General features: G+C 73.2%; 11 protein-coding genes. 1 reads left to right on the forward strand and 10 read right to left on the reverse strand.

What is annotated here, in order from left to right; genetic code table 11:
* Positions 1 to 52: 52 nt before the first annotated feature.
* From ABD339_RS11355 to ABD339_RS11370, 4 genes are all read right to left on the reverse strand, one after another.
* Positions 53 to 1,360: a phenylacetate--CoA ligase family protein gene (locus ABD339_RS11355; protein WP_344564856.1), complete on the reverse strand. Its 1,308-nt coding sequence runs from the start codon at positions 1,358 to 1,360 to the stop codon at positions 53 to 55.
* Positions 1,357 to 2,133: an amidohydrolase family protein gene (locus tag ABD339_RS11360; RefSeq protein ID WP_344564858.1), complete on the reverse strand. Its 777-nt coding sequence runs from the start codon at positions 2,131 to 2,133 to the stop codon at positions 1,357 to 1,359. The genes ABD339_RS11355 and ABD339_RS11360 overlap by 4 nt, the downstream gene beginning before the upstream one ends.
* A 122-nt stretch (positions 2,134 to 2,255) precedes the next feature.
* Positions 2,256 to 3,899, reverse strand: a complete 1,644-nt coding sequence (locus tag ABD339_RS11365; protein ID WP_344564860.1) for an FAD-dependent monooxygenase — start codon at positions 3,897 to 3,899, stop codon at positions 2,256 to 2,258.
* Between the two features lie 115 nt (positions 3,900 to 4,014).
* Complete coding sequence (locus tag ABD339_RS11370; RefSeq protein ID WP_344564861.1) at positions 4,015 to 4,506, reverse strand: MarR family winged helix-turn-helix transcriptional regulator; 492 nt, start codon at positions 4,504 to 4,506, stop codon at positions 4,015 to 4,017.
* 96 nt (positions 4,507 to 4,602) lie between these two features.
* Here ABD339_RS11370 and ABD339_RS11375 point away from each other — a divergent pair, with 96 nt between their 5' ends.
* Positions 4,603 to 6,396, forward strand: coding sequence for a DHA2 family efflux MFS transporter permease subunit (locus tag ABD339_RS11375; RefSeq protein ID WP_344564864.1), 1,794 nt, complete (start codon positions 4,603 to 4,605; stop codon positions 6,394 to 6,396).
* Positions 6,397 to 6,679: 283 nt separating this feature from the next.
* On the opposite strand, the gene ABD339_RS11380 is transcribed toward ABD339_RS11375, so the two are convergent.
* From ABD339_RS11380 to ABD339_RS11405, 6 genes are all read right to left on the reverse strand, one after another.
* Positions 6,680 to 7,921, reverse strand: coding sequence for an aspartate kinase (locus tag ABD339_RS11380; RefSeq protein ID WP_344564866.1), 1,242 nt, complete (start codon positions 7,919 to 7,921; stop codon positions 6,680 to 6,682).
* 143 nt (positions 7,922 to 8,064) lie between these two features.
* Positions 8,065 to 9,105: a methyltransferase gene (locus tag ABD339_RS11385; protein ID WP_344564868.1), complete on the reverse strand. Its 1,041-nt coding sequence runs from the start codon at positions 9,103 to 9,105 to the stop codon at positions 8,065 to 8,067.
* Positions 9,106 to 9,266: 161 nt separating this feature from the next.
* Positions 9,267 to 9,959 (reverse strand): HAD family hydrolase, encoded by a 693-nt coding sequence (locus tag ABD339_RS11390; RefSeq protein WP_344564870.1) that lies wholly within the window; start codon positions 9,957 to 9,959, stop codon positions 9,267 to 9,269.
* A 1-nt stretch (position 9,960) separates the two neighbouring features.
* Positions 9,961 to 10,890, reverse strand: coding sequence for a pseudouridine-5'-phosphate glycosidase (locus ABD339_RS11395; RefSeq protein ID WP_344564872.1), 930 nt, complete (start codon positions 10,888 to 10,890; stop codon positions 9,961 to 9,963).
* A gap of 157 nt (positions 10,891 to 11,047) precedes the next feature.
* Positions 11,048 to 12,133, reverse strand: a complete 1,086-nt coding sequence (locus ABD339_RS11400; protein WP_344564874.1) for an aldo/keto reductase — start codon at positions 12,131 to 12,133, stop codon at positions 11,048 to 11,050.
* Positions 12,134 to 12,268: 135 nt separating this feature from the next.
* A complete protein-coding gene (locus tag ABD339_RS11405) occupies positions 12,269 to 13,186 on the reverse strand; it encodes an SDR family oxidoreductase (protein WP_344564876.1) in 918 nt (305 codons plus the stop codon).
* Between the last annotated feature and the right edge of the window lie 57 nt (positions 13,187 to 13,243).

Genomic DNA, 13,243 nt, shown 5'->3' on the forward strand with positions numbered 1-13,243 from the left:
GTACGCGCCACGAGCACCGGTATTCGCCACGAGCACCGGCAGCGCCTGGCCCTCACTGGTAGAGCAGCGCCTTGTCCCAGTCCTCGTGGGGGCCGAAGAGGCTGCGGGGCTTGACCACATCGGGCATGGCCCGCAGCAGTTCGGTGGGCAGCAGACCGCCGGGCGGCAGGGCCTCCACCGCGGCGGCGACGCCGAGCCGGGTGCGCAGGACGTCGGTGAGCCGTGCCGCGGCGCCCTCGGCGCGGCCGGGCGCCGCCTCGATCTGCACGCGCAGCCGGTCCGGTTCGGCGCGGGCGCGCCAGAACAGCACCTCATCGGCGTCCGGCAGCCCGTAGACCAGCTCCTCCAGGCGGTGCTGGGTCACCGTACGGTCCCCCACCTCGTAGCCGAAGGCGGAGCGGCCCAGCACCGTGACGGTCGGCAGGTGCCAGCCGCAGGGGCACTCCTGGCAGGACACCTCCACCGTGTCCTCCAGGTTGTAGCGGACCAGCGGCATGGCCTCCCGGTAGAGGGTGGTGACCACGAGCTGCCCCGTGCCCTGGGGGGAGCAGTTGCCGGTGTCCGGGTCGAAGACCTCGAACCGTGCCCGGTCCGCCCACAGGTGCAAACGCCCCTCGGGGCACTCGCCGGCGAGTGTCCCGGTCTCGGTGGAGCCGTACTCCTCCACCACGGGCACCCCCCACAGCCGGCTGATGCGCGCCCGGCGCGGCCCGCTGAGCGGCTCCCCGCCGACGAACAGGGCGCGCAGCGCCGGGAAGTCGGCCCCCGGCTCGTACCCGGCGGCCCGCGCGCCTGCGGCCCACAGCAGGCACTCCGTCGGCATCGACCAGGTGAGCGTCACCTCCAGGTCGTGCAGCGCCCGCACGATGCGCGAACAGGGCGTCGCCAGCGAGCGGTTGTCGCCGGGGACGACGGTGGCGCCGTTCAGCCGCGCCGCGGCGTGCGCCAAGTGCCCGGTCAGCAGCAGCGCGTAGGGCGTGCGGACGAGCAGGGTGTCGGAGGGGGTGATGCCGACGTGCTTGCGCGCGAACCGCTCGGCCAGGTCCGTCCAGTCCTCGGCCGTGTAGTAGGAGGGGGTCGGGTGGCCTGCCGTGCCGCTGGACTCGTGGTAGGTGGCCAGCCGCTCCTTCTCCACCGACAGGAGACCGAACGGGTAGTTGTCGCGCAGGTCCTGTTTGGTCGTCAGCGCGAGGTCCGCCAGGTCGGCCGAGCCGGACGGCAGGGGACCGGGACCGAAGCGCCGCGCGTAGAAGGGGGAGCGGGCCGCCCAGGAGAGGCTGCGGGCGAGCTGCTTCTCCTGCCCCTCCAGCAGCTCCTGGATGCCGCCCCAGTCTCCGAGCTGCGGCAGAATCGAGTTCATACGACATCCTCCCCGAGTATGCGGTGGGCGTTCTCCCAGGTGATGCGGGCCAGCGTGGCGCCGTCGAGGCCGAGCGCGGCGAACTTGGCCAGCTCCACTCCCGGGTCCTGCAAGGGGTACTCGGAGCCGAAGAGCACCCGGTCGGCGCCGAGTTCGCCGAGCGCGGCGCGCAGGGTGACGGTGTAGCCGCCCGAGGTCTCGACCAGCACGTTGGGGCTGTCGCGCACGAGGGAGAGGCCCCAGACGTCGATGTTGCCGATGCCGCAGTGACCCATCACGAAGGTCACCGAGGGGAAGCCGGCGGCGAGACGGGCCAGGTCGGCGACGCCGGAGCCGGGCAGCGGCAGGCAGACGGTGTAGACGCTGTGCCCGGCGTGCTGTGCGGTCTCCACCAGCGCCGCCGTCCGGGGATCGGCCAGCGGCACCCCGTGCACGGCGGGGGAGATCTCCACGGCAGCGTGGTCCTTGCCCTCGGCGGCGTAGGCGTCCGGGTTGTGCGGGCTGGCGAAGTAGCAGGGCACCAGGCGTTCGTGGTGCTCCTGGCAGACGGAGAGCGCGGCGCCGTTGTCGGCGTCTTCGGTGACTCCGCCGCCCTTGATGAACTGCCGGGAGATCCGGGCCAGGGTCGCGGTGCCGCCGGGGGTCACCATGGCGCGCCGGATACCGTGCGCGTCCATGGTGGCCAGCAGCCCGGCGGCGGCGTCGGCGCCGGGCCGCAGCCGGACCCGGAAGTCGAACAGCGGCCCGGCGCCCGGCAGCCGGAGCGCCCCCACGGGCTCCGGCCCCCGCGCCCTCCCGTGCCAAGGACCCGGCTGCGTCCCCTGCCCCGCTCCCGCTCCCGCTCCCGGCTGCGGTCCCGCTCCCGGCTCCGGTCCCCGGCCCGGGCGTGCCACTGTCACGAGCCGCTTCCTTCCGGCCTGTTGCCGGTGACCAGGTCGAGCACCTCGCCCCAGTCCGCGGGCGGCGCCTCCCCGCGCCAGGCCACGTGCTGGTCCGGGCGGACGAGTACCAGGTCCCGTTCCCACACGCCACGCGCGTGCGGATCGTCCACGGCCAGCACCTCAAGTGGCATCCCGCGCTTGCCGGCCGCGGCGGTCACCGCCCGGCCGAGGTCCTTGCCGGAGAAGTCGACCAGGGTGAACCCGTCCGAGAGCCGGTCGAGCAGCGGCGCGCCATCCGGCAGCCGCACGCTCGGTACCCGTCCGCCCGGCCAGGTGGACGCGGTGATGCCCGTCCACTTCCAGTTGGGCGGCACCTCGCCGCCCGCGTCCTCCCCGAAGACGAGCGGCGAGGAGCTGTACCGGTAGCCGAAGTGGATGCCGGTGTTCTCGATCTGGTAGCGCTCCTGGGCCAGATAGCCGGCCAGGTGGCTGGGCGGGGTACCGGCGGCGGCGAGCTGCGGGAAGCGCTGCCACACCTCCAGGAGGTTGAAGCACATCTCCCGGTTGAAGAGCGCGACCGGCCGGCGCTCGGCCTCGTAGGACTCCAGCAGCCCGGGCCCGCCCCAGCCGTGGAGGACCCCGGCCAGCTTCCAGCCCAGATCCACCGCGTCGCCCAGGCCGGTATTGGCGCCGTGGCCGCCCATCGGGTAGAACTCGTGAGCCGCGTCCCCGGCGAGGAAGACCCGCCCCTCGCGGTAGCGCTCGGCCACCCTCATCCGGCCCCGCCAGCGGGTGACCTTCAAGACCTCCTCGACGGTGATGTCCGTGCCCAGGCGGCGGCTGAGCACGCCGATGGGGTCCCGCTCGAAATCGGTGTCCCCCAGGACGGGGAAGAAGGCCGTCCAGGTGTCCTTCTCGTCCCGGGAGACGAGGGTCGCGCCGGCCGCGGAGATGCCCAGGAAATACCTGCCGTGCGGGCGCAGACGCGGGTCGGTGCTGCGGAAGTACACGTCGCAGTGGTCGGTCTCGGGACCGATGGTGGGCACGGTGATGGCCGTGCTGCGCCGTACCGCGCTGTTGGCGCCGTCGCAGCCGACGACATAGCGGGCCCGTACGGCGTACTCGTCGCCGGTGGCCATGTCGGTGAGCGTCGCCGAGACGGTTCCGTCGGGCAGCTGGGTCAGCTCGCGGAAGGAGGTGCCGGTGCGCAGTTCGACCAGCGCCTCCTCACCGGCCCGCCGCCGCAGCAGCTCCTCCAGGATGTTGCCGGGCAGCCGCTGGTAGGGCTCCAACGGGCTGGTGCCGTCGTTGTGTTCGGCGATGCTCGCGAACACGTCGTCCACGCAGGGGTGGGTCCACTCGTCGACGGGCGGCTCGGCGAAGGAGCGGAACCACTGGAAGTTGAAGGAGTGCCGTGAGGGGACGCCGCGTGCGCGGATCTCCTCGGCCACCCCCAGACGGCGGAACAGTTCCATGCTGCGGCCGTTGACGAAGTCCATCTTCGGGTGCAGCGACGGCGCGTCGTGCCGTTCCACGAGGAGGCTGGTGACCCCGTGGTGGGCCAGTTCCAATGCGAGTGTCGAGCCGACCGGGCCGGCCCCGACGATCAACACGTCGTGTTCGCCGGGCTGTTCGGCCGGAGTATGCCGTTTTCCCATGGTCCGACTCTGCCGAGCGGCACGAGGGCCCACATCACGCGAACGCGCGATAGTCCCTCCGTCCCCGCCCCGGCTCCGGCGCGAGCCCCGGTGCGACACCCCGGCGCGAGGCGGCTCAGACCTTGCGCTGCCGCAGACCCTCGGCGAGCCCCGGCAGGGAGCCGCTGAAGGAGCGCAGATAGTCCAGGACCGTCTCCAGCTCCTCCTCGGTGTGCGCGGCGCACCAGGCGTCGAGGGCGTCCAGGACCGGGGTGTACAGCTCACCCGTGCGCTCCCGCTGGGCGTCCTGGGGATGGATGATCACCTTGCGACGGTCGTCCGGGTCCTTGGCGCGGCGCGCGAACCCCGCCTGCTCCAGGCGGTCGACGACGCCGGTGACCGCGCCCGTGGTCAGGCCGGTCAGCTCGGCCAGCCGGCCGGCGGTGACCGGGCCCGCGTGGTCGAGCACCCCCAGGCAGAGCAGGTCGGTGCTGCCGATTCCCAGCCGGGCCGCGACGGCCTGATCGACCAGCGCCTGCCGGGTGGCGGCGGTGCGCGCCTCCCGGTAGATCGACCGCGTCAGCTCCCGGCGCCGCGGGGCTCCCGTGTGAATCCGTGTGTCGCCCAACGCTGTTGCACATCCCTCACGTTGTAAATATCTTACCAACTAAGCTAAGTAAGTTACCTCACCTCATACCCACCCTCCCCGGAAGGACTCCTCAGCATGAGCAGTGAAGCAACGCAGGCGGCCGGGCCGCCCGGGGCCCAGGAGCGGGACGAGGGCGGCGGCCGGACCACGGGCGTCCTGGCCGTCGTCCTGATCGCGGTCTTCGTGGATGTCCTGGACGCCAACATCGTCAACGTCGCCATCCCCGCCATCCAGAGCGACCTGGGTGCCACCAACGCCGCGATCCAGTGGTCCCTCATCGGCTACACCCTGCCCTTCGCCCTGATGCTCATCACCGGCGGCCGGCTCGGAGACATCTTCGGCCGCAGGCGCCTCTTCCTCCTGGGAATGGCGGGCTTCACCCTCGCCTCCGCCTTATGCGGCTTCTCCGTCTCCCCCGCGATGCTGATCTGCGGGCGTGTCATCCAGGGCGCCATGGCAGCCATGATGGTGCCGCAGGTGCTCTCGATCATCGCCGCCACCATCCCGCCCGCCAAACGCGGCGGGGCCTTCGTCCTCTACGGGATGATCGCCGGGACCGCCAACGTCAGCGGGCCCATCCTGGGCGGACTGCTCCTGAAGGCCGACCTGTTCGGACTCGACTGGCGCCCCATCTTCCTGGTCAACCTGCCGGTGGGCATCTGCGCCTTCGTCATGGCCGTGCGGCTCCTGCCCGAGAGCAGGAGCGAGAAGCCGCTGAGACTGGACCCGCTCGGCGTCCTCCTGATCACCGGCGCCCTGCTGGCCATCCTCTACCCCCTGCTCCAGGGCCGGGAGATGGGCTGGCCCGGCTGGGGCTGGGGTCTGATGGCCGCCGCGCTCCCCGTCATCGCCGCCTTCGCCCTGTGGCAGCGGCGCAAGAACGCCGCCGACGGCTCCCCGCTGGTGCCGCCCACGCTCTTCCGGCTGCGCGGCTTCAACGCCGGGCTCGTGGTGATGCTCACCTTCCTCACGGCGATCATCGGCTTCTTCCTCATCCTGACCCTCTACCTCCAGCAGGGGCTGGGCTATTCACCCCTGGCAGCAGGTGCGGCCAGCCTGCCGTGGCCCATCGGGGTCACCCTCGCGGCGATCTTCATCAGCAACGCGGGCGCGGCACCCAAGCGGATCGTCGTCACCCTCGGCGCCCTCGGCATGGTCGCCGGACTGCTCATGCTGATCGGCACCATCCAACTGGCCGGCACCGGCATGAGCGGCTGGTACCTGATCCCCTCCCTGCTGGTCGGCGGCCTGGGCATGGGACTGGTGATGGCGCAGGCGACCAACGTCAGCCTGCTCGACGTCCCCGCCTCCGACTCCGGCGCCGCCTCCGGCGTCTTCAACGCCGTGATGCAGACCGGCGGCGTCATCGGAGTCGCCCTCATCGGCGTCCTGTTCTTCGGCGCCGTGGGCGGCCAGGCCCACGCCGGATCGGCCTCGGTGGAATCGTCACTGCGCGGAGACCTGCGAGCGGCCTCCGTCAACGGGGCGGTCCAGGACCGCGTCGTCGCCGACTTCCGCGCCTGCCACCAGCGGCAGATGCACGCCCAGGAGGGCGCGGCGGCCCAGCGCGGCTGCGCCGCCGCACTGGCATCCGCACCCGCCCAGGCGCGCCCGGCCGTCGGCAAGGCCCTCGCTCACGCCGCCGAGGACGCCCGCGCCCACACCTACACCGACGCGATGCAGCGCACCCTGTGGTGGAACGTCGGACTGCTGGTGCTGGTGACCGCCCTCACCGCCCTCCTCCCACGCGGCGGCAACGCCCCGGCCACCGCCGAACATGCCCAGGGCGACGGTGACTTCGCGGACGGCACCGAGGCCGCCCCAGGAGCGGCCCCCCCACCCGGGGAAGCAATCCGCCCCAGTAGCTGACCCGCCCGGCCGCACACCGCGAGGACGGGCCCGCGACCACCGCGGACCCGCCCTCGTGCCCCGGCGCCCAGGGGGCGCGGGGAACTGCGCGCCCAGCCACGAAGCACCCGCAGCCGAATGCGCGCCCCCCGGGGGGCACTCCGCCTCCGTACCCCAAAGCGCGCCCCCCGGGGGCGCTCAAGCGGCTCCGCCGAGCCGGGTGCGGCTCAAGGGGCGCGGGGAACTGCGCGCCCAGCCACGAAGCACCCGCAGCCGAATGCGCGCCCCCAGGGACACCCCGCACTCACTCCGCGCCACTACACGCCGTGCTACGCGCGGCCCCCGCGTCCAGGCCGAACGCGGTGTGCAGCACGCGTACCGCCTCGTTCAGCCGGTCCGCCGGCACCAGCGCCGAGGCTCTGATCTGCGAGGTGAGGATCCATGTCGTGGGGATGTCCGCGTCGGACAGGGCGCGGAGCATGCGGGCCGTGCACTCGGGCCGGTTGAGCAGCCCGGTGCCCACGACCGTCACTTTGCCCACCTCGCTGTCGATCCGGATCCGGCCGCCCAGCGTCCCGGCCAGCCGCTCCAGCGCCGGTGCGGCCTCGCACAGTTCGCTGCGGCGGGTGGCGAAGCCCATCCGGAATTCCTCCTCGTGCGGCCCGGAGCGGGCCACCAGGTCCACCGGCAGCGCGTACTCGGCGAGCACGGTGAGGAAGTCGGCGGCCATGTCCGGGGCCGTGCCGGCACAGTGCACCAGCACTCTGGCCACATCGGCGTCGTGGGTCACGGCGGTGATGGCCGGTGCGGTCTCCAGCGCCGTCTGGTAGGTGCCCGTGATCACTGTTCCCGGTCCTTCCGTGGAGGAGCTGAGCACGAGGGTCTCCACCCCGTGCGTGGCGGCCAGTTCCACCGCCCGCGAGTGCAGTACCCGCGCGCCGGTGAAGGCCATTTCGGCCATCACGTCGACGGGTATGTGCCGCAGCGGCCGGGGGGCCTCGACCACTCGGGGGTCGGCGCTGTAGACGGCATCGACGTCGGTGTAGATCTCGCAGCGCTCCGCGCCCAGCCCCGCGGCCAGTGCGACGGCGGTGGTGTCGGAGCCGCCCCGCCCCAGTGTCACCGTGTCGCCACTGGAGTTGACGCCCTGGAACCCGGCGATCACCGGGACGGCCCCGGCCTCCAGCAGCCCCAGGATGCGTCCGGGCGCCACCCGGTCGATGAGGCCGCTCCCGTGCCGGCCCAGCGCGCGTACGCCCGCCTGGCCGCCGGTCAGTGAGAGCGCGGGGGTGCCGCGCTCGTGCAGCGCCATCGCCATGAGCGCGGCGGAGGCGACCTCGCCGGTGGCCAGCAGTTGGTCGGCCTCGCGCGAGTCGCCGTGCGGCGCGAAGCCGCGGGCCCGCGCGAGCAGTTCGTCCGTGGTGTCGCCCTGGGCCGAGACGACCACCACGACGCGGCTCCCGCGCCCCCGGGCCGCGCTGATCCGCGCGGCGGCGTGCCGTACCTGTCCGGGCGTGGCCAGCGAGCTGCCCCCGTATTTGTGCACGACAAGATTCCGGCGCCGCCCCCGCGCCGCACCGGATACCTGTGGCGCGCCGGATGCCCGTGCGGCGCCCGGTGTCCGAGCCGTGCCGGACGCCTGTGCCCCGTGCGGGTCCGGGCCCCGCACCGGACCGTTCCCCCGGGGGATCATCGCGGCACCGGCCGGCCTTCGACGACGCGGAAGTCCGTCGCCTCGATCTGTGCGGAGACCGCGGCCAGTTCGAAGCCGGCCGCCTCGAAGACCCGCCGCATCTCGGCCTCGGTCCGCTCGAAGCCGCCGGCCGTCAGCACCAGCATGTTGACGTCGCTGAACGCGGTCTCGACGCACACCGACTCCCGCGCGGTGACGGGCAGCACGGGCTCCAGCACCAGCAGCCGGTCCGCCTCGTCCATCGCACGGCGGCAGGTGCGCAGCAGCGCGACGGCCCGTTCGTCGTCCCAGTTGTGCAGCACGCTCTTGAGGAGGTAGCCGTCGCCGCTCTCGGGGACCTTGTCGAAGAAGTCGCCCTCCACGACCTCGGTCCGGCCTGCCAGCCCCGCGCCCGCCAGCTGCTCGCGCGCCTGTTGGGCCGTGGCGGGGGTCTCCAGGACGACGCCGCGCTGTGCGGGGGTCTCGCGCAAGATGGCGGCCAGCAAGGTGCCGTCACCGCCTCCGACGTCCACGAGGGTGCGGTAGGGCGAGAAGTCGTAGCCGGCCACGATGTACGGGGCCTCGAACGCGGCGTTCGTGCCCATCGCGTCCCGGAAGACCTGCGCGAACTGCGGGTTCCGCGCCACGTAGGAGTAGAAGTCGGTGCCGTGGAGGGTGTCGAAGGCGGCCTCGCCCGTGGTGATGCTGTGGGTCAGCCGCTCCCAGGACTGCCAGAACTCCGCGCCGCAGAACAGCCGGACGATATCGGTGAGATGGCCGGGCGCCGTCGAGTCCAGCAGCGCGCCGGCCGACGCCGTCGCGAACGTGTGCGGCTCCGGCTCGGTCAGGATCCCGAAGGCCGCCAGCGAGCGCAGCAGCCGGTACAGGGACGGCGGGTGGGTCCCGGTCAGCGCGGCCAGTTCGTCGCTGTCGCGCGGGCCGTCCCGCAGCAGTTCGGGTACGCGCAGCTCCACCGCTGTGCGGATCATCTGCGAGGTCATGTAGCCGTAGGTCAGCCGGACGAGCATCGCCCGGGTGGCGGCGTCATCGTGCGTCATCGGAATCCTCCTTCACGAGGTGCGAGGTGCGCTTCACGAGGTGCGCTGCACGGGCGTACGGGCGTACGGGCGTACGGGCGCGAAGGCGTGCGGGCGTGTCCGGCGCGGGCGGGCGCCGGAGGCCGTTTCGCCCCCGGCGCCCGCCCGCCCGGCTCGCCCGCTCACGCGCCGACGGGGACACCGGCGAGTACGCAGGTCACCACGGCGTCGAAAGAGTCGACGACGGTGTCGGCGCCCGCCGCCGTCAGCTCCGCGGCGCGCGCGACCCCGTAGCTGACGCCGATGGTGGCCATGCCCGCCGAGGCGCCCATCTCGATGTCGCCCACGGCGTCGCCCACCACGACGCACTCCTCGGGCGCGAGCCCGAACTCGTCCGCGACCCGCAACGCCATGTCCGGGTGGGGCTTGCCGCGCGGGACGCTGTCGTGCCCGGCGACCGCGTCGAACAGCTCGTGGATGCTGGTGAGTTCGACGGTCTTGACCGCCGCCGCGTGCACCTTGGAGGTGGCGATGCCCAGCTTCCGCCCCGCCTCGCGCAGGTGCAGCAGCCCGGAGGCGACCCCCGGGAAGAGCAGCCTGCGGCCCTCGGCGCGCACATGCTCGCCGAACAGCTTGCGGTACTCGCCCATCGCGTGCGCGACATCGGCGTGGTCGGGGGAGAGGCCGAGCAGCTGGGCGAAGTTCTGGTCCAGCGGCTTGCCGACCGTCGCGCGGATCTCCGCCTCGTCGGGGGAGCGCCCCATGCCGCTGAGGATCTTCGCGGTGACGGCCGTGATCGCGGGCGCCGTGTCGGCGAGGGTGCCGTCCAGGTCGAAGATCACGCCCCGGCGGACGGGGCCGGTGGGAGCGGCCATCTCAGCTCTCCTTCCGCACGGCGGACAGCGCGACGGCGAACTCGCCCGCGAGCCGCGCGTTGCTGATGAGCACCGAGCGCGTCGCCGCGCCCGAGCGGCCCGCCGTGGCCTCGCCGACGGCGCGCATGAGGAACGGGCTGATCGCGTTGCCGACCACGCCCGCGCCGTCGGCCTCCGCCAGCGCGCCCTCGATGACCCGCTCGATCTCCTCACCGTCCAGCGCGTCCTGCTCGCTGATGGGCGCGGTCAGCAGTACCGAGCCGCCCTTGTTGACCTCCCAGTGCAGCAGGACGGCGCGGGCCGCCTCGGACAGGTCGTCCACCCGGGGCACCGGTACATCCGACTCGCGGACGTAGAAGGCGGGAAGGGTGTCGGTGCGGTACCCGAGGAGGGGCACCCCGGCGCTCTCCAGCACCTCGGCGGTCAGCTTCAGGTCGAGAATGCTCTTGGACCCCGCGCACACCACCGTCATCCGGCTGCGGGTGAACTGCTGGAGGTCGGCGGAGATGTCGAAGGTCTCCTGGGCGCGCCGGTGCACTCCGCCGATGCCGGCCGTGGAGAACACCGGGATGCCCGCACGCTCGGCGCCCACGATGGTCGAGGCGACGGTGGTGGCCCCCAGCCCGCCCCCGGCCATGACGCGGCCGATGTCCCGGGCGCTGACCTTCGGGATGCCCTTGGACTGGCCGAACCGCTCGATCAGTTGCTCGTCCATGCCCACGACGAACCTGCCGTCGGCGATGCCGATGCTCGCGGGTACGGCGCCGGTGTCCCGTACGGCCTTCTCCAGCGCCGTGGCGATCTCGACGTTGGCCGGGTAGCCGGGCCCGTGTGCGATGAGGGAGGACTCCAGTGCCACCACGGGGCGGCGCTCCGCGACGGCGGTCTGGATCTCCTCGCTGATGTGTGTCAGTGCGTCGATGTGTTCCACGTTGTGCTGCTTCCTTTCGATGCCGAATCCTGAGTCCGAGGCCCGAGGCCCGAGGCCCGAGGCCCGAGGTCCGGGAGTCCGGGAGCCGGGAGTCCGGGAGCCGGGAGTCCGGGAGCCGGGATCCGAGGGGGCCCGGGGTGCCGGGCCCCCGAGCGGCTTAGGTGTGCGGCGGTGCCGAGGGGCCGCGCCGCTCCCACGAGGGCGCCACGCGGCGGCCGGTGCCGGTGCGGCGCCGCAGCGCCGGGTCGGCCAGCGCCTCGGGGGTGTAGTGCGAGTCGGCGGTGTTGAGCACCGTGCCGGGCGGCACGCACGCGTCGATACGGTCGAGCAGATCGGCGTCCAGCTCCGTCTCGGCCGCCGCGAGCAGGCCCGCCAGCTGCTGCGGGGTGCGCGGGCCGATCAGCACGGAGCTGACCGCCGGGTGGTTGCGGACGAAACCGAGCGCCATCTCGATCAGCGTCAGCCCGGCGTCCGAGGCGAGCTTCGACAGCTCGGCGACGGTGCGCTGCTTGAGCTGGTTGCCGCTCAGGCCGAGGTCGAAGTTGGCGCGGTGCGCCGCCTGCCGGCCCTGGCTCAGGTCGATCTCGCCCTGGAACCTGCCGGTCAGCCAGCCCTCGCTCAGCGGACTCCAGGTGGTGACGCCCAGCCCGTGCCGCAGGCAGGTGGGGAACGTGGCCGCCTCCGCCGCCCTGTTGAGCAGCGAGTAGGGCGCCTGCTCGGTGCGGAAGCGGACCAGGCCGCGCCGCTCGGAGGCCCACTGGGCCTCCACGATCTCCTCGGCCGGGAAGGTGGTGGTGCCCACGGCGCACACCTTGCCCGCCGCGACCAGATCGGTCAGCGCGGAGAGCGTCTCCTCGATGTCCGTCTCGGGGTCGGGCCGGTGCACCTGGTAGAGGTCGATCCGGTCGGTGCCCAGGCGGCGCAGGCTGTCCTCCACAGCCCGGGTGATCCACCGCCGCGAGTTGCCGGAGGCGTGCGGCCCGTCACCCATCGGGAAGTGGAACTTGGTGGCGAGGACGACCTCGTCCCTGCGGCCCGCTAGGGCCTTGCCGACGATCTCCTCCGAACCGCCCCAGGAGTAGACGTCGGCTGTGTCCACGAAGTTGATCCCGGCGTCCAGGGCCGCCCCGATGACGCCGACCGACTCCTTCTCGTCCGGGTTGCCCCAGACGCCGAACATCATCGTGCCCAGACACAGCGGGCTGACCTGCATACCGGTGCGGCCCAACGTCCGTAGTTCCACTGCGAATCCTCCTCCTCGCGCGTGCGCGGGGTAGCTGTCGATGGCGGGCGGGTGCGGATACGGGTGCGACCGCTGCGGGGGCGCGTCCGGGTGCGCGTGGGAGCGCGGGTCCGGGTGCGCCGCCCGCCGCACCGGTCAGGAGCCGGAGTGCGCCCACTGGTTCCAGGGCTGCGCCGCTATCCACTGCCGCAGTGGGGTCAGCCGGATGCCCAGGTGCTTTTCCACCGAGTCCGGGTCGGCGGTGAAGGAGCTGTCGTCGGCGGCGGCACGGGCCCAGTGGTAGCCCCCCGCGATCCCGGCGCCCAGCTCCGGCCCGAGAACGGCGGAGACGGCGGCCTCGAAGTCGTGGGGATCCATGGAGTGGAACCTCACCTCACGGCCCAGCACCTCCTCGAAGACGGCCGCGAGCCGGGGCCCGGTGACCGCCTCCGCGCCGCCGACGCGCAAGGCGCCGCCCACCAGTTCGTCGGCGCCCTCCAGGGCCGCGACCGTGGCGGCGGCCATGTCCTCCAGGGACATCCAGCTCACCGGCAGGCTCTCGGGCAACGGGAAGGCCAGCACCCCGTCGTTGACGAGCGCGGGGGCGTGCCCGGGGCCGAAGAGGTTGTCCAGGTAGAGGGGCGGGCGCAGCACCGTGACCGGCAGGCCACTGGCCATCAGCGCCTCCTCGGCCAGCCGCCGGGTCTCGAACGCCGGATAGCCGGTCGGCGCCGGGGGGACGGGCAGATTGGTGTTGAACACCAGCCGCCGCACCCCCGTCTCGCGCGCGGCGTGCACGAGGTTGGCCGCGTAGCCCGCGGCGACCTCGGCCTCGTAGACCAGGGGCAGGCTCGCGGCCACCCGGGTCACCCCCTCGAAGGCGCGGCACAGGCCCGCGCGGTCGGCGAGGTCCACGGCGCGGGAGGCGACGGAGGAGCCTGCCGCCCCGCTAGCGGCGCCGCGCGAGATGCCGACCGCGGTGCGGCCCAGCGCGGTCAGGCGCCGTAGCACCGCGCCTCCCTGGGCGCCGGTCGCGCCCATCACGAGATAGCGCTCGGGCTGTGCGTCGGACATGGTGTTCCCTTCCTGTCGGGGGTGCGGGCCGGGCCCGTCTGGCCCCGGGACCGGTGC

It is taken from the genome of Streptomyces axinellae (assembly GCF_039532135.1).
Taxonomy (GTDB): Bacteria; Actinomycetota; Actinomycetes; order Streptomycetales; family Streptomycetaceae; genus Streptomyces; species Streptomyces axinellae.